This is a genomic window from Stenotrophomonas sp. B2 (assembly GCF_014947095.1).
Lineage (GTDB): Bacteria > Pseudomonadota > Gammaproteobacteria > Xanthomonadales > Xanthomonadaceae > Stenotrophomonas > Stenotrophomonas maltophilia_P.
This window is the reverse complement of the sequence record NZ_JADCQA010000002.1, coordinates 119963-139731: the sequence shown is the minus strand read 5'-3', so window position 1 is coordinate 139731 and position 19769 is coordinate 119963. Positions and strand designations below refer to the sequence as shown.

Annotated in this window: 14 protein-coding genes; 11 read left to right on the top strand and 3 right to left on the bottom strand. The window is 67.5% G+C overall.

Annotated elements, in window-relative coordinates:
• Window positions 1-130 precede the first annotated feature (130 nt).
• Window positions 131-2896: a TonB-dependent receptor gene (locus IMX13_RS02640; RefSeq protein WP_053515999.1), complete on the top strand. Its 2766-nt coding sequence runs from the start codon at window positions 131-133 to the stop codon at window positions 2894-2896.
• A gap of 137 nt (window positions 2897-3033) precedes the next feature.
• Complete coding sequence (locus IMX13_RS02635; RefSeq protein WP_193395699.1) at window positions 3034-6834, top strand: LamG-like jellyroll fold domain-containing protein; 3801 nt, start codon at window positions 3034-3036, stop codon at window positions 6832-6834.
• A 19-nt stretch (window positions 6835-6853) separates the two neighbouring features.
• On the opposite strand, the gene IMX13_RS02630 is transcribed toward IMX13_RS02635, so the two are convergent.
• Genes IMX13_RS02630 through IMX13_RS02620 form a run of 3 tightly spaced genes read right to left on the bottom strand, consistent with a single transcriptional unit; the run spans window position 6854 to window position 10092 of the window.
• Entirely contained in the window at window positions 6854-7441 is a 588-nt protein-coding gene (locus tag IMX13_RS02630; RefSeq protein WP_053516003.1) for a cysteine dioxygenase family protein, read from the bottom strand.
• A 51-nt stretch (window positions 7442-7492) separates the two neighbouring features.
• Window positions 7493-9130 (bottom strand): carboxylesterase family protein, encoded by a 1638-nt coding sequence (locus IMX13_RS02625; RefSeq protein ID WP_193395698.1) that lies wholly within the window; start codon window positions 9128-9130, stop codon window positions 7493-7495.
• Window positions 9127-10092 (bottom strand): alpha/beta hydrolase, encoded by a 966-nt coding sequence (locus IMX13_RS02620; protein ID WP_227255256.1) that lies wholly within the window; start codon window positions 10090-10092, stop codon window positions 9127-9129. Before IMX13_RS02620 ends, IMX13_RS02625 begins: the two co-directional genes overlap by 4 nt.
• A 173-nt stretch (window positions 10093-10265) precedes the next feature.
• Here IMX13_RS02620 and IMX13_RS02615 point away from each other — a divergent pair, with 173 nt between their 5' ends.
• The 9 genes from IMX13_RS02615 to IMX13_RS02575 all read left to right on the top strand — a co-directional run bounded on the left by IMX13_RS02615 (window position 10266) and on the right by IMX13_RS02575 (window position 19740).
• Window positions 10266-11090: a 2-keto-4-pentenoate hydratase gene (locus IMX13_RS02615; RefSeq protein ID WP_180876176.1), complete on the top strand. Its 825-nt coding sequence runs from the start codon at window positions 10266-10268 to the stop codon at window positions 11088-11090.
• Window positions 11091-11130: 40 nt separating this feature from the next.
• Window positions 11131-12135: a TRAP transporter substrate-binding protein gene (locus IMX13_RS02610; RefSeq protein WP_065182105.1), complete on the top strand. Its 1005-nt coding sequence runs from the start codon at window positions 11131-11133 to the stop codon at window positions 12133-12135.
• 10 nt (window positions 12136-12145) lie between these two features.
• A complete protein-coding gene (locus tag IMX13_RS02605; RefSeq protein ID WP_053516012.1) occupies window positions 12146-12685 on the top strand; it encodes a TRAP transporter small permease in 540 nt (179 codons plus the stop codon).
• Window positions 12686-12688: 3 nt separating this feature from the next.
• Window positions 12689-13972 carry a TRAP transporter large permease gene (locus tag IMX13_RS02600; protein ID WP_053516013.1) on the top strand — a complete coding sequence of 428 codons (1284 nt, stop codon included), beginning with the start codon at window positions 12689-12691 and terminating at the stop codon, window positions 13970-13972.
• A 16-nt stretch (window positions 13973-13988) separates the two neighbouring features.
• Window positions 13989-15578, top strand: coding sequence for a family 43 glycosylhydrolase (locus tag IMX13_RS02595; RefSeq protein WP_227255242.1), 1590 nt, complete (start codon window positions 13989-13991; stop codon window positions 15576-15578).
• 40 nt (window positions 15579-15618) lie between these two features.
• On the top strand, window positions 15619-16677 hold the full coding sequence (locus IMX13_RS02590; protein ID WP_053516017.1) for a LacI family DNA-binding transcriptional regulator: 1059 nt from the start codon (window positions 15619-15621) through the stop codon (window positions 16675-16677).
• Window positions 16678-16861: 184 nt separating this feature from the next.
• On the top strand, window positions 16862-17710 hold the full coding sequence (gene kduI, locus IMX13_RS02585) for a 5-dehydro-4-deoxy-D-glucuronate isomerase (RefSeq protein ID WP_193395696.1): 849 nt from the start codon (window positions 16862-16864) through the stop codon (window positions 17708-17710).
• 80 nt (window positions 17711-17790) lie between these two features.
• On the top strand, window positions 17791-18546 hold the full coding sequence (kduD, locus tag IMX13_RS02580) for a 2-dehydro-3-deoxy-D-gluconate 5-dehydrogenase KduD (protein ID WP_193395695.1): 756 nt from the start codon (window positions 17791-17793) through the stop codon (window positions 18544-18546).
• Between the two features lie 93 nt (window positions 18547-18639).
• Window positions 18640-19740 carry a GDSL-type esterase/lipase family protein gene (locus IMX13_RS02575; RefSeq protein ID WP_193395694.1) on the top strand — a complete coding sequence of 367 codons (1101 nt, stop codon included), beginning with the start codon at window positions 18640-18642 and terminating at the stop codon, window positions 19738-19740.
• Window positions 19741-19769: the final 29 nt, after the last annotated feature.

The following is a 19769-nucleotide window of genomic DNA, read 5'->3' as shown; positions in this document are numbered from 1 at the left end:
TTGGAGACATTTCAGATCTGTTGCGGTGCAAGATGCCGGATCCGGGACGTGCTGCTAACGTCCGCTCTGACCAGCGGTGTCATCACGCTGAAACAGCCGCAGCACCAGACCTTTGGGAGAGGGGAAAGGCATGCAGTCTCGGAACCACCAAAAAAAGACACCGGTTACCTTGCTCGCTATGGCCGTCGGACTGGCCCTGGCGGCCAATGCGACCGCCCAGCAGCAGAGCAGCGCCGCCGGCGCCACGGACCTGGATACGGTCACCGTCACCGGCTACCGCGCCAGCGTGGAGAAGGCGCTGGACATCAAGCGTGGCGAGGCCGGCGTGGTCGACGCCATCGTCGCCGAGGACATCGGCAAGTTCCCGGATCTGAACCTGGCCGAGTCGTTGCAGCGCATCCCGGGTGTGGTCATCACCCGCGAGGCCGGCGAGGGCCGCAACATCTCGGTGCGCGGCCTCGGCCCGGATTTCACCCGCGTGCGCATCAACGGCATGGAGGCGCTGACCACCGTCGGCGCCGGTGACCAGAGCGGTGGTACCAACCGCGGCCGTGGCTTCGACTTCAATGTCTTCGCCTCCGACCTGTTCTCGCAGCTGGTGGTGCGCAAGACCGCTTCGGCCGATGTCGAAGAAGGCTCGCTGGGCGCCACCGTCGATCTGCGCACGGCGAGGCCGTTCGACTATGACGGCTTCACCTTCGCCGCCAGCGGCCAGGCCGGCTACAACGCGATGGCGGAGAAGGCCGACCCGCGCATGGCCGCGCTGGTGTCGAACATCTTCGCCGACGGTACGTTCGGCGCCCTGCTGTCGGTGGCCTACTCCGAGCGCCAGGCGCTGGAGGAGGGCTCCAACACGGGCCGCTGGGCCAACGGCCCGAGCAACGGCAACTTCAGTGCCTCGTCCCCGTTCACCGCCGCGCGCAGTGCCGACGTCTACCACCCGCGCTTCCCGCGCTACGTGCAGATGGAACATGAGCAGAAGCGCCTGGGCGTGACCGGTACGCTGCAGTGGAAGCCCAGCGACGCGACCGAGATCTCGCTGGACGCGCTGTACTCGAAAATCGATGCCACCCGCGACGAGCACTACATCGAGGCGATTTCCTTCAGCCGCGGTGCCAACACCAGCCAGCCACGCCTGGCCGGCAAGCCGTCGATGATCGTCAGGAACGGCGTCATCGAGAACAACGCGCTGGTCTACGGCGAGTTCGACAACGTCGACATCCGCAGCGAGAACCGCCACGACGAGTGGAGCACCGAGTTCAAGCAGATCAGCCTCAACGGCCAGCACCGCTTCAGCGACGACTTCACCCTGTCCGGCAAGCTGGGGGTCTCGCGGTCCCGGCATGAGAACCCGGTGCAGACCACCATCATCATGGACAAGTACGACGTCGACGGCTACAGCTACGACTACCGGGGCAACAACCGCTCGCCGATCCTCAACTACGGCATCGATCCCACCGATCCCAACGGCTGGGAACTGGCGGAGATCCGCCTGCGACCGCAGTACGTGGACAATGATTTCGATACCGGCCAGATCGACTTCAACTGGAACATCAGCCCCGGCTTCCGCCTCAAGGGTGGCGTGCTGGCCAAGGACTACACGTTCAAGACCACCGAACTGCGCCGTGGCAGCGAGCTGGCCGTGCCCACCTTCGCCGATGGCAGCAGGATCGTTCCGGTGGACATGACCACGCAGGCCGGCCTGAAGGGCATCAGCGGCAATCCCTCGAACTGGGTGGTGCCGGATCTGGACGCCGTCGCCGATCAGTTCGACATCTACAGCAACAGCGGCATCTACGCCGTCGCACCGCGCGCCAACAACGTGCGCAGCGTGGAAGAGAAGGATCGCGGTGCCTACCTGATGGGTGAGTTCTCCACCGAGATCGGCTCGCTGCCGCTGTCCGGCAACGTCGGCGTACGCTATGTGCGCACCAAGCAGTCCTCCACCGGGCTGTCGACGCTGGCCAGTGGCACCACGTCCACCACCGCCACCCGCACCTACGACGACACCCTGCCCTCGTTCAACCTGGTTGCCGAAGTCACCCCCGATTTCCTGATCCGCCTGGGTGCGGCCAAGGTGATGACCCGACCCGGCCTGGGCAGCCTGACGCCGGGTGCCACTGTGGCCGTGGCCGGTGGCGCACGCACCATCTCCAGCGGCAACCCCAACCTGGATCCGACCCGCGCGACCAATGTCGATCTGAGTTTCGAGTGGTACTTCGCCGAAGGCGCCATGGCCGGCCTTGGCCTGTTCTACAAGGACATCGAAACCTCCGTACAGACGCTGCGCGAGAATCGGCCGTACACCGACAGCGGCCTGCCTGCCGAACTGCTGATCGGCACCGGCGCATCGCCGACCGATGAGTTCACCTTCACCCGTCCGGTCAACACCCCGGGTGGCGAGCTGTTCGGCGCAGAAGCGAACTACACCCAACCCTTCACCTTCCTGCCGGGCAAGTGGGCCAACCTCGGTCTGCAGCTGAACTACACCTGGGTGGATTCGAAGATCCAGTACATCAACTCGGCCGGTCAGCCGGTGATGAAGAACGATCTGCTGGGCCTGTCCAACACCTCGTGGAACGCGACCCTGTTCTACGAAGGCACCACCTTCTCCGGGCGCATCTCGGCCACCAACCGCGACGACTACCTGACCCAGGTGCCGGGCCAGGAAACCGGCTTCAATCTGGACGGTTACCACGGCATGACCGGTACCACGGTCATCGATGCGTCGGTCCGTTACCGGATCAGTGACCAGCTGGAACTGAGCCTGGAAGGGGTGAACCTGACCAACGAAGCGTCCGATGAGTGGGTGTATTCGCCCGCGACCGGCCGCCTGCCGTTGCAGTACACCGAGACCGGCCGTCAGTTCCTGCTCGGCGTGCGCTACAAGTTCTGAGCAGCGCCGGCGATGCGCCGACCGGTGCATCGCCGTTCGCCACGACCGCTGCTGCGCCGCAAGGTGCCGTGGCGGCGTGGCCTTGCTACGGTCCGGCGGCCCTACGCCGGCTGTCGCCCGTTGAAAGGAAACATCTGATGCCGCATCGCTCGACCCTGTCCCGCTGCCTGCTGCTGGCAGTGGCCCTGGCTGCTGGCCCTGCGACAGCTGCCGATGGCCCAACCCTGCTGTTCCACGTCGACGCCAACCAGGGCCTGCAGGCCACCGTGGCGCACGGCGAGGCGATACCGAACTTCCGCGACAGGGTGGCGGTGGTCGATGACGGTGTACGCGGCAAGGCCATCCAATGGCAGGACGATGGCGTCCTGGCGTGGGATGCACCGGGCAACATCCTGGCCCAGCGCGGCACCCTGGCGTTCGATTGGCGTGCGCGGTACGCGGTGGGCGAAGCCCCGTTCGTGATCTTCCGCGTCGGCTATGCCGATCACAGCAGCTGGGACATGGCGTGGCTGCGCATCGACTGGAACGGCCACGGTTTCGATGCGTTCGTCACCGATGCCAATCTTGCCCGCACCCGCGTCTCGTTCCGCATGGACACGCCGCCACGCGCGGACCAGTGGCTGCATCTGGCCTTCGCCTGGGACGAGGACCAGGGTGTACGCCTGTTCATCGATGGACGCGAAGTGGCCCGCGCGCAGACCACCGGCGACTACGATGCCGCGCTGGACCAGCTTGGCCTGGCCGGTCGGGTGATGGCACCGTACCAGGTACAGAGCCGTTACAACTTCCTGCGCGGCAGCGATTTCCAGCACATCCGCATCTATGACCGCATGCTGGATGCACCGGCCGTGGCGGCGCTGGCCCGTGGGGTCACGCCCACCACCGCCGAGGTTCCCGAGGCAGGCCTGCGTGCCTGGCGCCATCGCTTCGGCTGGGACGGCACCGCACCACCGGCGCTGACCGCGCCGACCACCCGCATCCGCAAGGTCGAATTCGCCGACACCCGCGACCTGAAGGCGTGGATGTGGAAGGCCACCGACGGCATCGCCGAGACCACATGGCCCGGCGTCTACAACCGCTCGCGGCTGCCCGGACGCAACGACTACTTCCAGCTGCCGGACTGGAACACCTACGTGGAGGGTGGAAAGCACCTGGACCTGACGCTGCCGGACGGCGAGACGGTCAACCGCATCGAGATCCGCGGCGCGGCCTTCGGCACGCTGGCACATGGCAGCGACGCCGCGCACGCCACCCGCACCCTGTTCACCCGCCCGCGCGGCGTGGTGCGCAGCGTCGATCCGATCCCGTCCCTCAGCGGCGGCGTGCTGCGCTTCAGCAACGTCGAGCAGGAAACGCCGATCCAGGAAATCTGGGCCTACGCCGTGAGCGAGGGCAGCGAGCCGGACGGCACGGTCAAGCAGACCTACACGATCGACAGCCAGGCGCTGCCGGACTACACCAATCTGGATGCCCTGCGCCGCTACATCGACGGTCGCTATCCCGAGGCCGAACGCAGCACGGTGATGGCGCTGCCCAAGGGGGCCGGCTCACGCCGCCGCGATGCCGGTACCCTGCCCGCGCAGCCGCGCCCGATCGTGCACGTGCTCATTCCTTCCGGGGTAGGCGATGCGCCGCCCGACCAGCCGCTGATCCGCAGCTGGGCCTACAGCTGGGAGAACATGCACGACGGCCTGGACGGCGTTGCCATCGATCTTCCCGCGCTGGATCTGGCGGCCACGCATGAAGGCCTGATTCCGCTCAACATCCGCATCAAGGACCCGATCTGGCCGGCGCGCGACATGATCGACGTGTCGGTCTCGGTGCAGCCGGGACAGAAGCGCACCCTGTGGCTGGACCTGCGCGACCGCATCCTCACCCCTGACAGCCTGTGGTTGAGCATCGCCTCGGCCGCCCCCGGCTTCGATGCCCGGGCGCTCGATGGCGCGCAGATCCGGCTGGTGTTCAAGCCGCGCGCGGAAGCGCTGAAGGAGCACGTGGCCGACCGCTTCAACCAGGTGCGCGACAACTGGGGATTCCTGGTGGAGGAGCACACCACCTCCAAGCGACAGCGCCTGTATGCGCGCGTCTACGCCGATCTGAGCGACCTGCTGCGGGTCGATCCGGACCACGCACTGGGGCGGCAGTACTGGAACTACATCAGCTACAACAGCCAGGGCCGGCCGCCCTACTCCGCACCGGCGGTGCCCGCCGGTGTGCCGGCCTGGGCCTTCCACCAGGTGCAGGACCTCGCACAGGTGCGTCGCTTCGTCGACTGGTGGATCGACCATCGCCAGGTGCCCTACGGCGACTTCGGCGGCGGCATCTCCGATGATTCCGATCTCACCCAGCAGTGGCCGGGCCTGGCGCTGATGGGCGTGCAGCCGGACCGCCTCAATGCCTCGCTCACCGCCCTGTCCGATGCGGTGTATCGCAATGGCATGTTCAGCAACGGCCTGAGCACCATCGAAACCGATGAGCTGCATGCCTACGAAGAGGGCATCAACACCAACAGCGCGATGCTGTACCTCAACTGGGGCGATCCGCTGACGCTGGAACGGCTGATGGAGACGGTCAAGGCATTCGACGAGCGGATCATCCTGCCCAATCCGCAGGGACACCTGCTGTTCTCCAGCAACTGGTTCGGCGGCAACAGGATCTACCGCGAACCGAACTGGCAATGGCAGAAGCCGTATTCGTTCCCGGTGCTGCACCCCGCGTTCCTGCTGGGCCAGTACAACGCCGATCCCACCGGGCGCCGGCTGGTGACCGGCCTGGCCGACAGCTACCTCGCCCATGCCGGCACGGACGCGAAAGGACGCTTCACCCTGCCCAACGAGATCCACTGGGCCACCGGCGCCACCCGCGGCGGTGAACTCAACGACGGTTCCGGCGGCGGCGACACGCTGCATACCTTCTGGGCCGCCTGGCGCTGGACCGGCGATGCGAAGTACCTGCAGGCGCTGGACTATCGCGTGGCACGCGGGGGACCGGGCGCGCTGGCCAATCTCGGCGAGAACATCGTCGAGGTGCTGGGACGCCAGCAGGACTGGTATCCGCAGCTGACTGCCGAAGCCGACGCCGGAAAGACCGGTTTCGCCAGCCTGATGGCCTGGCAGGCCAGTGGTGACCTGAAGTACATCGATGCACTGCATGCCGAAGGACTGCAGGCAAAGGTGCTGCGGGCCTACATGAACACCGAGGGCCACTGGTGGTCCGATCGCGTGGAAGCACCCAGCGAGTTCCTGCAGCGCGCCCGGCTGGGGGGCATCGCGCTCAAGCGCAACCAGAGCTGGCCCGGGCATACGGTCAGCTGGCGCTTCGATCGCGACGGTGCCGCCGAACAGGTTGCACTGCTGGTGCATGCGCCCTCGCGCGAGCGCTTCACCATCACCAGCCACAATCTGGGTAACCGCACCATCAGTGCCGACATGACCGGCTGGAACGTTGCCAGCGGCACGTGGCGCATCCGTGCCGGCGTGGATGCCGATGGAGATGGACGCATCGATGGCACGCCGACGGAGCGCACGGTGCGGCTGGAAACCAGCCGCGCGGTGCCGATGCAGTTCCGTCCCGGGCGCACGGAACTGTTCGAGTTCGAGCGCGTCGTCGCCGGCAGCCCGGTGGAAACACGCGCCGACCTGGGCGTCGGCCGCGGTGATGTGCAGGTGGACGGCCAGCGTGTGCGGGTGACCGTGCACAGCCTGGGCCACGTGGCCACCGGCGCGGGCGTGGCGATCCTGGAAGACACCACGGGCCGTGAGATCGCGCGTGCCGATGTGCCCGCGATGGCGGCACCCGATGACCTGGAACCGAAGACCACCCACGTGACACTGATGATCCCCGCCGGTCATCAGGGTGGCCTGCGCGTGCGCGTCGCCCTCGCTGACGGTGGCGAGGAAGTGACCCTGCTCAACAACGTCGTGGACGTGCCGCGCTGAACGCGGCGGCCGGCGCGGGCTATGCCGCGTCGGTCTCCATACGCTTCACCCGTCGCTGGTACCAGTCATCGCCCAGCGGCTCGAACACCGCGCTGCGCTCCATCACGCCCTGGTAGACGTGCAGCGACACGGCCACGTCGGCATCGCTGGCATTGCGCAGCGTGTGGTATTCATGCGGAGGAATCAGGCTGCCGGCGCTGCCGCGCTGGCCGTACAGTGTCGGCTGCGCGGCAAAGCGGTGGCGAGTGCCCTTCCGCTCCAGCAGCGCATACGGCGTGACCAGCAGTTCGCCCTGCCAGACGCCTTCCACGCACCACATCGCATCGTGATCGTGCAGCGGCGTACCCTGCCCCGGGCCCCAGCACATGGCGATGACGCTGTACCCCAGGGTCCGGCTGCGGTGCAGCTCACGACGTGCGTAGTGACCACGCACCGGTCGCCGTACACACGGCGGCAGCTGTATCGAAGGATCGGTGATGGCATCACGCAGCACGCGCTGCAGGCCCTCGGTGATCGCGTGCGGATCCGCCAGTGCTACCGCACCATCAATGGCGGCAAGCAGGCGCTCCCGGCCGGCGAACGGCAGTGGCGTGAACGTGTCTCCCATGACCCGACTCTAGCCGAGCGGAGTTAACAGAATGTTTGTGCTGCGGTGTCATCACTGCGTTCCGCGCTGCACGAAAGGCACTTTTCCGTAGAGCGCGCGCTCGCCTGCGCGCGGATCGTCAACCGCGCGACTGGTGCGATCGAACAGCATTGTCCGCCGTTGCGGCAGCGTATAAGGGGCCCATTGCGACAATCCGGCGTGATTGGGGTCGCCGCTGCGGGCGAAGGCGATCAAGGCCTCGCTCATGGTCGCCGCCAGCGCACGGGCATCATCGCCACCCCCGGTGCGCGCGCCCGGCAGCCCTGCGTTGTCAAAGACCAGCGGGATGTCCAGCGTATGGAAAGCACGCAGGCGCCCCTCCTCCACCGGCGACCCCCAATCCAGCTGGTACGCCCAGGTCGGTGCTGCACCCGCGGGCTGGCGCGCCCGCGCTTCCAGTTCCTCCACCGCTCCGCGCCAGCTGCGGCCAGCCGTGGTTGCAGCAAAAAACACTTCGGACGGCGTGTAGTGCGGATACAGGCGGCGATACTCGGCGATCACGGTCTCCGGCCGCAGATCGACGAACTGCTGTCGTTCGAGCTGTGCCGGCAGTGTTTCCCAGGTCAGGGCGAAGTTGGCGGGATCGTTGCCGAGGAACGCGCGGGTCTCGTCGCGGGTGTTGCCGATCACCATCGGAATCGCCGCCGACTGCTGCGGCGCCTGTGGCCAGAACGGATGCACCGGCAGCACCACATCGTCCAGCACCGGGCCGAAGTACAGCGACGTGCTTTCCACGCGCGAGGGATCACGCGCACGGGTGGCTTCCAGCAGCACGTCGACCGGCAGGTCCAGCAGTGCCTGCACGTCTCGTGCAGCGACGGCCTGCATCGCGATCGCAGCCCGCTGCGCGGCCGCGCGCGGTCCGGCAGCGGTGACCTGCTGGCCACTCATCGTCCACGCGCGCTGGAACAGCCCTCGGGCCGCCGGCATCGCCATCAGCGTGGCGATCTTGGCGCCCCCGCCGGACTGCCCGAACACCGTGATGTTCGCCGCGTCGCCACCGAAGACCGCCGCGTGCTGCCGCACCCACTGCAGCGCCTGTACCAGGTCGAGCTGGCCGACGTTGCCCGAGGCGGCGTAGCGCGGATCGCCCAACGCCCCCAGGTAGAGATAGCCGAACGTGTTGAGGCGATGATTGAGGGTGACCACCACCACATCGCCGCGGCGGCACAGCGCAGCGCCGTCGTACAGCGGATCACTGCCGGACCCGTTGTTGAATCCACCGCCGTGCACGTACACCAGCACCGGCCTGCGTCCACCGTCGCCGAGCGCGGGTGTCCACACATTGAGGAACAGGCAGTCCTCGCTGCCGGGCCCTTCGCTGCCGCCCTGCGGTGCGGCCGGACCGTACTCCAGTGCATCGGCGATGCCACGCCAGGCAGCTTCATGCCGCGGCGGCTGGAAGCGGTGTTGAGCGGTGTCGGCACCATAGCGAAGCCCACGGAACACCAGTACCCCGTGCTCGCGCTGGCCACGCACACGCCCGCCACGAACCCGGGCCAATGGCAGGCGGTCGTCGCGGGCACCCGGCACGCTGGCCAGCGTTGGCAATGCAGTGAAGGCAGCCGTAGCGGACGCGGTGGCCAGGGCCCAGCGGGCGCTGTCACGCAGGAACCGCCGGCGCTGCAGGTCGGCCGGCGCATCGTTCATCGCGCGTCCTCCGCAGGGCCCAGCCAGCGTTGCGCGAGCAGCGGCCAGAGTGCCAGCGTCGACCGCGCGGGGATGTCCATGCCAAAGCCGTGGCCGCCATGGGCGAAGACGTGCAGTTCGTGCTCGACACCCGCACCTGCCAGTGCCTGCGCCATGAGTTCACTGTTGCGCACCGACACCACGGCGTCGTCGGCGGCGTGGACCAGCAGCGTCGGCGGCATGTCGCCGCGTACCCGCTGCTGCATCGAATAGTCTGCCTGCAGCGAGCTACCCGGATGCTCGCCCAGCAGGCGGGCACGCGAGCCGCTGTGCGCATGCGCGCCCATGTCGATCACCGGGTAGACCAGCACGGCACGGCTCGGGCGGGCGCTCAGCCGGTCGAGGTCATCCCGTGCGGGATGGACGGCGATGGCGAAGCCGGTGGCCAGCCGCGCCGCGACGTGGCCGCCCGCCGAGAAGCCCATCACCGCCACATCGTTCGCGTCCAGTCCGCGCCGTCGCGCCTGGTCGCGCACCACCCGCAGCGCGCGCTGCGCGTCGGCAAGCGCGGCCTGGCGGTCGCGCCCCGGCTGCGGCAGGCGGTAGCGCAGGACGAACAGGGTGTAGCCGGCGCCGTCCACCCAGAACGGAACCAGCGCGCTGCCCTCCTTGTCGATCACCACCCGCTGGTAGCCGCCGCCGGGGATCACCAGCAGGGCCCGGCCGTTCGGCCGGGCGGGTGTGTACACCTGCAGAGAGGGCGCGTCGATCTGGTCGGCGTAGCGGTCCGGGCGTGCAGGGTCCGCACTGCGCTCGACCACCCGCGTCGGACGTGCGGGGCCGGGTTCGCCCGGCACTGCGCCTGCCGGCCACAACGGCAGCTGCTCGCCGGGCAACGCCTGGGCCACACGCTCGCCTTCGCGCAACGACGTGTCGACCGCGCAGGCGGGCGCCGCCGGCAGCAGCAGGGACAGGCACAGCAACACGATGGGCAGACGCATGACTGACGGGGCTCCAACAGGACAGGACAGGGCGCTGGCGGCGTCGGCAAAGACGGCGTGATGCGCTGCCGCTTGCGTGATGACACCGGTTTACCATATACACGTCCTGCAGACGCTGTCGATAGGCAGCGCAACAACGCCAGAGGGAGACGTTCTTGAGCAACGAACACGGCACACATGGGCACACGCCGCCGGCCGATGCGGCCGCGATTGCCCAGGCCTTCACCACCGCACGCCTTGCGGGCCAGGCACTGAAGGCGTTCCCGGGCGACATCCCGGCGGACCTGGTCGCGGCCTACCTGGTCCAGGACCTGGCCATCGCCCGCTGGAACCAGCCGGTGGTCGGCTGGAAGGTCGGCTACATCGCTGCCGAACGCCGCGATGCGTCCGGGGACGAACGGCTGCTGGGCCCGATCTTCAAGCCTCAGCTCAAAAATGCTACCGGTGGAACAACGGATGTCCCGGTGTTCGTCGGTGGTTTCGCCGCGATCGAGGCCGAGTACGTGCTGGAACTGCTGGAGGATGCCCCCGCCGACCAGCTGCACTGGTCGCCGGAACAGGCTGAAGCGTTGCCGGCCCGCCTGTACCTCGGTGTCGAGGTTGCCAGCAGCCCGCTGGCAACGATCAACGAGCTGGGCCCGCGCGTGGTGGTATCCGACTTCGGCAACAACAACGGCCTCGTGCTGGGGCCGGAGATCGGCAACTGGACGTCCCTCGATGAGTCGGCGTTGCGCGCCGAGACCCTGATCGAGGGTGAGGTGGTCGGGGTCGGCGGCGCGAGCCGCCTGCCCGGTGGCCTGCGCGCAGCGTACGCGTTCGCGTTGTCCCGTTCCGCGCTTCGCGGCCGGCCCCTGCGGCGTGGCGACCTGATCGCCACCGGCAATGCGACCGGCATCCACGACATCCAGGCAGGACAAACGGCGCTGGTGCGCTTCGCCGGCTTCGGCGAGATTGCCTGCAGGGCCGTGCCGGCCGGGTAAGCCGCGGCACGATCCAGTGAACACGCGCGGGAGGGCGCAGATGATCACACGACGACATTTCCTGGCCGGTGGCGCCACTGCACTTGCCACTCCCCTGCTCGCCGCCTGTGGCCGCGGGCCGGGCCCTGACGCAGCCGGCGGCCAACTGCTGACGGCGACCGATGTGCACGTGGCCGATTACCCCACCGTGACAGCGGTGAAGTGGATCGGCGAGACCCTGCAGCGTGAGACCCAGGGACGCCTGCGTCTGCGCCAGTACCACTCGGGCCAGCTCGGCCGCGAGTCCGAAGCGATCGACATGGCCCGCTTCGGCGCCATCGACATCACCCGTGTCTATGCGGGCGCGCTGAACAACGCGTTTCCGCTGACCCAGGCGCTGTGCCTGCCCTACGTGTTCGAATCGGTGGCGCATCAGCGGGCAGCGCTTGATGGCGGCGTGGCCGATGCCGTGCTGCGCGGCTTCGAACGCCGCGACCTGGTCGGCCTGGCCATCTACGATTCCGGTGCGCGCTGCTTCTACAACACCCGGCATCCGATCACGCAGCCCGGTGACCTGCACGGACTGAAGCTGCGCGTCGCATCATCGGACATCTTCATCCAGCTGATGCGGCTGCTCGGCGCCAACCCGACGCCGATGTCGCTGGGCGATACGTTCTCCGGCATGGAGACGCACATGATCGACGGTGCCGAGAACAACATGCGCAGCTTCCACTCCAGCCGTCACTTCGAGGCTGCGCACTACTGGTCGCAGAGCGATCACTCCTATGCACCGGACGTGCTGCTGATGTCACGCGCCAGTTTCGAGCGGCTGCAGCCGGATGACCGCCAGCTGCTGCTGGAGACCGCACGTGCGTCGGTGAAGGTGATGCGCGACCAGTGGGATGCCTCCGAGGATGCGGCACGACGCGCGGTGCTGGCGTACGGCGTGAAGGCCAACGAGGTCGACATGCCGGCGTTCCGCGCCGCCGCGCAGCCCCTGCTGCAGCAGTACCTGCAGCACGCGGAAATCGCCGCGCTGGTCGATCGCATCCGCGGTGCAGCCTGAGGACACAGCCATGACCGAAACGACGACATTTTCCCCACCCGGCCCCGGGCAGCGCCTGCTGGACCGCGTCGCCGACATTGCCATCTACACCGCCGTGGCGGCCCTGCTGGGGCTGGTGGTGGTGCAGGGCTGGCAGGTCTTCGCGCGCTATGTGATCAACGATTCCCCGAGCTGGACCGAACCGGTGACCCTGCTGCTGCTCAGCACCGCGATGAGCCTGGGCGCGGCCTGTGGCGTGCACACCAACCGCCACTTCGGCTTCTTCCTGCTGCATGCCTACATGGCGCCGGCGCTGCGCCGCGCTGTGGACGTGCTGGTGCAGCTGGTAGTGGCCGTGCTGGGCGCGTTCATCGCAGTGTGGTCGGCCGAGCTTCTTCTCGACGGCCTGGACATCAAGACCGCCGGTGCCGAGCTTCCGCAGAGCATCAACTACCTGCCGCTGGCGCTGGGCGGCGTGCTGATGGTGGTGTTCGCGCTGAACCGTGCGTGGAAGGCCACGCAGTCCACGCCGGCAGACGCTGCCGCCGATGACGCTGAAGGAGATCGTTGATCCATGGGTATCGCCATTCTGTTCTCGGTGTTCGCAGTGTTCCTGCTGCTGGGCGTGCCGGTGGCCTACGCGCTGGCTGCGGCCGCCCTTGCCACCCTGCTCTACCTGGACATCCCGTCCATCGTTCTGGTCCAGCAGATTTCGGCAGGTACCGGGTCTGCATCGCTGATCGCCATTCCACTGTTCATCTTCGCTGGCGAGATCATGATGCGCGGCGGCATCTCCGAGCGCCTGATCGCGCTGGCGTCCTCGCTGGTGGGGCGCCTGCGTGGTGGCCTGGGCCAGGTTTCGATCCTGTCTTCGCTGTTCTTCGGCGGCGTCTCCGGCTCGGCCATCGCGGATGTCTCGGCGGTGGGTGGCACGATGATTCCGCAGATGGTCAAGCGCGGCTATGACCGCGATTTCGCCGTCAATGTCAGCATCACCGCCGCCCTGGTCGCGCTGCTGGTTCCGCCCTCGCACAACCTGATCCTGTTCTCGGCCGCAGCCGGTGGCGGCCTCTCGATCGCCGATCTGTTCGCGGCGGGTATCGTTCCGGCATTGCTGATGACGCTGGCATTGATGATCACCGGCTACGTCGTCGCGCGCCGCCGCGGCTATGGCGTGGAGGTGTTCCCGGGCTGGCGCGCGGTGATGCTGCGGATGATCTCCGCCCTGCCCGGCCTCGGTCTGGTCGCGCTGATCTTCGTCGGCATCCGCGCTGGCATCTTCACCGCGGTGGAAAGCGCGGCGATCGCCGTGGTGTACGCACTGCTGGTGACCACGGTGCTGTACCGGCAACTGCGCTGGCGCGAGTTCTTCGCCACGGTCGTCCACGCCGCACGCAGCACCGGCGTGATCCTGTTCGTGATCGCCACCGCTGCGGTATTCGGCTGGCTGCTGGCCTACCTGCAGGTGCCGGCGGCGGCGGTGGATTTCCTGCAGTCCTTCGCGCACAGCCAGTTCATGGTGCTGCTGATGATCGTGGTGATGCTGTTGCTGCTGGGAACCTTCATGGACTTGGCACCGATGATCCTGATCTGCACGCCGATCTTCCTGCCGGTGGCGCGCGCGTACGGCATCGATCCGATCCACTTCGGGCTGGTGCTGGTGCTGACCGGCGGCCTGGGCCTGGTGACACCGCCGGTGGGCTCGGTGCTGTTCATCGGTACCGCCATCGGCAAGATCAGCGTGGGCCAGAGCATGCGTACCATCTGGCCGTTCTGGTTCGCTGCGCTGGGCGTGCTGCTGGTGGTCACCTTCTTCCCTGCCCTGTCGCTGTGGCTGCCGGCCACGCTGCGCAGCTGAGCCGGAGACCGCTGCCATGCACCGTCCGCTTCGCCGCATCCCTGCCGTGGCCCTGGCCAGCCTGCTTCTGGCCGCGCTTCCGGCGCTGGCCTCCGGCCCGGCCTCACAAACCTGGGCACGTGGGCTGGAGAACCAGCGCCAGGCCGATCTCGGCGACGGCACCTACCTGAACCCGGTGCTGGCCGGCGACCGCCCCGATCCGTCGGTACTGAAGGACGGACAGGACTACTACCTCACCCTGTCCTCCTTCGACGCCTATCCCGGCCTGCCGATCTGGCATTCGCGGGATCTGGTCAACTGGCAGCCGCTGGGTCATGCCATCACCCGCAACGTGGGTGCGATCTGGGCACCGGACATCGTCAAGCACCAGGGTCGCTACTTCATCTACTTCCCGGCCCGGACCGGCGAACACCGCAGCAACTTCGTGGTGTGGGCCGATGACATCCGCGGGCCGTGGAGCGATCCGATCGACATCGGCCTGGGCGGCTACATCGACCCCGGCCATGCGGTGGGCGAGGACGGCAAGCGCTACCTGTTCCTCAGCGGAGGCGACTATGTGCAGCTGGCCGATGACGGGCTGAGCGTGGTCGGCACACCGAAGCATGTCTACGACGGCTGGCGCTATCCGCAGAGCTGGGATGTGGAGGCCTATGCGCAGGAAGGACCGAAGATCCACTTCCGCGAGGGCTGGTACTACATGACCACCGCCGTGGGAGGCACCGCCGGCCCGCCCACCGGGCACATGGTGATCACTGCGCGCTCGCGTTCCATCCATGGGCCCTGGCAGAACGCACCGAACAATCCGATCACGCGCACGCAGTCGGCGGCCGAGCCGTGGTGGTCACGCGGCCATGCGACAGTGATCGAAGGCACCGACGGTCGCTGGTGGATGATGTACCACGGGTATGAGAACGGCTTCTGGACCCTGGGCCGGCAGACCCTGCTGGACCCGATCGAGTGGACCGACGATGGCTGGTTCGTGGCCAGAGGCGGTGACCTCGGCCAGCCGCTGCGCAAGCCTTCCGGAAGCGCCCTGGCACCGCACGGCATGGCGCTTTCGGATGATTTCCGCGGCGGCAGGCTCGGGCCACAGTGGGCGTTCTTCAACCCGGGCAGTGACGAATACCGGCGCCTGCGCTTCAGCGGCGATGGGCTGGTGATGCAGGGCAAGGGCAGTGCGCCGCGCGATGCGTCTCCGCTGACCACCATCGCCGGCGATCCGACCTACCAGTTCGAGGTGGAGCTGGAGGTAGCGCCAGGCGCAGTCGGGGGCGCGCTGCTGTTCTACAGCGACCGTCTTTATGTGGGCGTGGGCAGCAACGGCGAGCAGTTCATCATGCACCGTTACGGCGAGGAACGCCCTGCCCGGCTTGCGCCCAGCGAGCGCGGCGGGCGGCTCTGGCTGCGCGTCACCAACAACCGCCATATCGTCACCTTCCATACCAGCAGCGACGGCCGGACCTGGCAGAAGTACCCGGTTCAGATGGAAACCTCGGGTTACCATCACAATGTGGCTGGTAAGTTTCTCGCCCTGAAGCCGGCGCTGTACGCTGCCGGTGACGGTGCGGTGACCTTCCGCAGCTTCCGCTACCGCGCGCTGGACTGAGTGCGCGGCCGGAAATCCCCCGACTTACCTGGTCCATTACATGTCAGTGCGCAACAAGAATGATGCCGCCACGCCGGCATTGGCCAAAGGCAAGGCAGCCACGATCAACGACATCGCGCGACTGTCCGGAGTGTCCAAGAAAACGGTTTCAAGGATCATCAACAACTCACCGCTGGTGCGCAAGGACACGCGCGACAAGGTAGAGGCCCTGATGCGCGAGGTGGGCTATACGCCCGATCCGCTGGCGCGCGGCCTGGCCTTCCGTCGATCCTTCCTGATCGGCATGGTCTACGACAACCCCACCGCGCAGTACATCGTGGACATGCAGTACGGTGCACTCGACGCGCTGCGCGGTTCCAGCTTCGAGCTGGTCGTGCATCCCTGCGACAGCCGCAGCCCGGGCTACATCGACGGCGTGCGCCGCTTTGTGCAGCAGCAGAAGCTGCATGGGGTGATCCTGGTGCCGCGTGCCTCCGAGGACCAGGCGCTGGCGGACATGCTGGATGAGATCGGCTGCCGCTTCACCCGCGTGGCTGCGCTGCCGCTGGACGAGAGTTCGCAGATGGTGGTCACCCACGATCGTGACGGCGCCGCCGAAGCCGCCGACTACCTGCTCTCGCTGGGCCACCGCGACATCGCCCTGGTGACCGGGCCCAGCGCCTATCGTTCGGCGCACGAGCGTACCGCCGGCTTCATCGATGCGCTGTCGCAGCGTGGCATCGAGCTGCCCAAGGACCGCATCATCGAGGCGGGCTACACCTTTGAATCGGGCGTGGCCGCCGCCGAGAAGCTGCTGCTGGGGAAGCGCCGGCCGACCGCGATCTTCACCGGGAACGATGAAATGGCGGCGGGCATCTACAAGGTGGCGCTGCGTGCAGGCATCAACATCCCGCGCCAGCTGTCCATCATCGGCTACGACGACAGCCCGCTGGCCTCGCGCCTTTGGCCGTCGCTGACCTCGGTACGGCGCCATACCCGCGATACCGGCCGCACCGCTGCGGCGATGCTGATCCAGCCCGACGGCCAGCCGGCGCTGCAGATCGCCAGCGTGCGCCCGCACCTGATCGTGCGCGACTCCTGCCAGCCGCCGGAGGACTGATCCGGCGGGGATCAGTCCGGTAGCCCGCAGGCCTGCCTGCGACTCCGCTGAAGCCGCCTCACCTTGCCGCGACCGTTGAGCGCTATCGTGCGGCGCAAAATGACACCGGTTACCAACGTCGCTAGAATCCCTCTGAACCGTGCCGGGGCCGAATGATCGGCCCGCCCCCTGCTCTGGAGATGCCATGTACTGCAAGACCCACTACGCCACCCATCCCGACGCCATCAAGGGCGCCAGCAACGACCAGCTGCGCGAGCTGTACCTGCTCGACGGCCTGTTCAACCCCGGCCAGGTGACGCTGAAGTACACCCACTACGAGCGCTTCGTACTCGGTGGCGCGGCGCCCCTGGATGCGCCGCTGGCGCTGCCGGTGCAGACCGAACCGGCGTCGGCCGCCGGCCATCCGTTCCTGGAGCGTCGCGAGCTGGGCGTGATCAACGTCGGCAGCGGTACCGGTACGGTCACCGTCGACGGCACCGTCTACACGCTGGGCCCGAAGGATGGTCTGTACGTGGCGATGGGCAGCAAGGACGTCGTGTTCGCCTCGCAGGACGCCGCCAACCCCGCTCAGTTCTACCTGGCCTCGACCCCGGCCCATGCGCGCTTTGAAACCAGGCAGCTGTCGATCAAGGACGCGGTAGCGCTGGACCGCGGCGCGCTGGAGACCAGCAACGAGCGCACCATCTACCAGTACATCGTGCCGGCCACCTGCCAGTCCTCGCAGCTGCTGCTGGGCCTGACCGTGCTCAAGCCCGGCAGCGTGTGGAACACCATGCCGCCGCACCTGCATGACCGCCGCAGCGAGGTCTATTTCTACTTCGACCTGGGCGACAACGACCGCGTGTACCACTTCATGGGCGAACCGGACGCGCAGCGCCACATCGTCATCCAGAACAACGAAGCCGTGGTATCGCCGCCGTGGTCGATCCACATGGGTGCCGGTACCAGCAACTACGCCTTCATCTGGGCGATGGGCGGCGAGAACCTGGATTACACCGACATGCACGTGCTGGACATCTGCCAGCTCAAGTAAGTCCTGCCTGGCCGCCGCGCACGCGTGCCGGTGGCCGTTCGCCTGCATCACGCACACCTCTACCAAGGAACGCACACGCAATGGCCAATCCCTTCAGCCTGGAAGGCAAAGTCGCTCTGGTAACCGGTGGTAATACCGGTCTGGGCCAAGGTATCGCGGTTGCGCTGGCCACCGCCGGCGCCGATGTCGCCGTGGCCGGCATCGCGCCGCCCACCGAAACCATCGAGAAGATCACCGCGCTCGGCCGACGCTGCCTGGCGGTGGAAGCCAACCTGATCAGCATCGAGCCGGTCGAGCGCGTGGTGCGCGAAACCATCGAGGGACTGGGTGGCCTGGATATCCTGGTCAACAATGCCGGCCTGATCCGCCGCGCCGACGCGGTGGAGTTCAGCGAAAAGGACTGGGATGACGTGATGAACGTCAACATCAAGTCGGCGTTCTTCATCTCGCAGGCGGCGGGCCGTCATTTCATCGCCCAGGGCAGCGGCAAGATCATCAACATCGCCTCGATGCTGTCGTTCCAGGGCGGCATCCGGGTGCCGTCGTACACCGCCAGCAAGAGTGGCATCGCCGGCATCACCCGCCTGCTGGCCAACGAATGGGCCGGCAAGGGCGTCAACATCAACGCGATCGCGCCGGGCTACATGGCCACGGACAACACGGCGGCCCTACGTGCCGACGCCGACCGCAACAAGGCGATCCTGGATCGCATTCCGGCCGGCCGTTGGGGCACACCGGAGGATCTGGCCGGCGCGGCGGTGTTCCTGGCATCCAGCGCATCGGATTACATCAACGGCGCCGTGCTGCCGGTCGATGGTGGCTGGTTGGCGCGCTGAGGCACACCGGTCTGTAGAGCCGAGCCCATGCTCGGCTGTCGCGCTCTGATCGAAAAACAGCCGAGCATGGCTCGGCTCTACAGGAGTGCCGCGATGCGAAGGCTGTTGCTGTTGTTGCTGCTGTCGTGCACCACCGCGCAGGCGGCGCCGGTGCGGGTGTTCATCGCCGGTGACTCCACCGCGGCCGAGTACGGTCCCGAGCGCGCGCCGCAGGCGGGCTGGGGCCAGGCCCTGCAGAGCTACCTCGATCCGGCGCGGTTCGAAGTGCGCAACCACGCCCGGGGAGGCCGCAGCACGCGCAGCTTCATCGATGAAGGCCGCCTGGATGCGATCGCCACCGAGCTGCGCCGTGGCGACGTGCTGCTGATCCAGTTCGGCCATAACGACGCCAAGTTCGAAGATCCCACGCGCTATACCGATCCGGACAGCGACTATCCGCGCCTGCTGATGCGTTACGTGCAGGTGGCGCGCGACAAGGGCGCCACGCCGGTGCTGGTCACGCCGGTGGCGCGGCTGCTGTATGACTTCGGTTCGCTGCTGGATACGCATGCGCGTTACACGCGGGCGATGCAGCAGCTGGCCGCGCGCGAGCGCGTTGCCCTGATCGAACTCAACGACCGCAGCACGCGCTGGATACGCGCGCTGGGCGAACGGGGTGCACGACCCTACTTCCTGTTCGTGCCCGAGCAGGGCAAGGCCGACGGCACCCACTTCAGTGTGGCCGGCGCCAACGCCGTTGCCTGCCTGGTGCTGCGCGAGTGGAGGGTGCTGCAGCCGGGGCTGGAAGATGCACTCGTGCGCGACATCGACTGTGACGTGGGCGCGGCGGCGGGGCAGGGCGGGCAACCGGCGCAGCCCTCGCGCGTGGTCCATGAGCATGACATCGCCATCCGCCAGCCCGGCCCGCATGGTGGCGCCGGGCCGACCACGGCCTATCCGTTCTTCGCCGGAGAGAAGAACCTGCCGTTCGTGCTGCGCAAGCGCGTGCTGCACAAGGGTGCAGGCATCGGCCTGCATCCGCAGCACAAGGACGAGATCTACTACATCGTCAGCGGGAAGGGCAGCTACGTGCTGGACGGAACGCAGTACGACGTCAGCGCAGGCGATGCCCTGCTGACGCGCAAAGGCAGCTCGCATGCACTGCAGCAGGTGGGTGACGAGGATCTGGTGCTGCTGCTGGCATACCCGCGCTGACCCGCGGAGCCGGGCGTGGAGCCGGCCCT

Excerpts from the sequence above, each read along its gene's own strand:
- IMX13_RS02625 (WP_193395698.1), bottom strand. The coding sequence starts at position 9,130 with ATGAACGATGCGCCGGCCGACCTGCAGCGCCGGCGGTTCCTGCGTGAC.
- kduD (WP_193395695.1), top strand. The coding sequence starts at position 17,791 with ATGGCCAATCCCTTCAGCCTGGAAGGCAAAGTCGCTCTGGTAACCGGT.
- IMX13_RS02605 (WP_053516012.1), top strand. The coding sequence starts at position 12,146 with ATGACCGAAACGACGACATTTTCCCCACCCGGCCCCGGGCAGCGCCTG.
- IMX13_RS02635 (WP_193395699.1), top strand. The coding sequence starts at position 3,034 with ATGCCGCATCGCTCGACCCTGTCCCGCTGCCTGCTGCTGGCAGTGGCC.
- IMX13_RS02610 (WP_065182105.1), top strand. The coding sequence starts at position 11,131 with ATGATCACACGACGACATTTCCTGGCCGGTGGCGCCACTGCACTTGCC.
- IMX13_RS02630 (WP_053516003.1), bottom strand. The coding sequence starts at position 7,441 with ATGGGAGACACGTTCACGCCACTGCCGTTCGCCGGCCGGGAGCGCCTG.
- kduI (WP_193395696.1), top strand. The coding sequence starts at position 16,862 with ATGTACTGCAAGACCCACTACGCCACCCATCCCGACGCCATCAAGGGC.
- IMX13_RS02590 (WP_053516017.1), top strand. The coding sequence starts at position 15,619 with ATGTCAGTGCGCAACAAGAATGATGCCGCCACGCCGGCATTGGCCAAA.
- IMX13_RS02600 (WP_053516013.1), top strand. The coding sequence starts at position 12,689 with ATGGGTATCGCCATTCTGTTCTCGGTGTTCGCAGTGTTCCTGCTGCTG.
- IMX13_RS02640 (WP_053515999.1), top strand. The coding sequence starts at position 131 with ATGCAGTCTCGGAACCACCAAAAAAAGACACCGGTTACCTTGCTCGCT.
- IMX13_RS02595 (WP_227255242.1), top strand. The coding sequence starts at position 13,989 with ATGCACCGTCCGCTTCGCCGCATCCCTGCCGTGGCCCTGGCCAGCCTG.
- IMX13_RS02575 (WP_193395694.1), top strand. The coding sequence starts at position 18,640 with ATGCGAAGGCTGTTGCTGTTGTTGCTGCTGTCGTGCACCACCGCGCAG.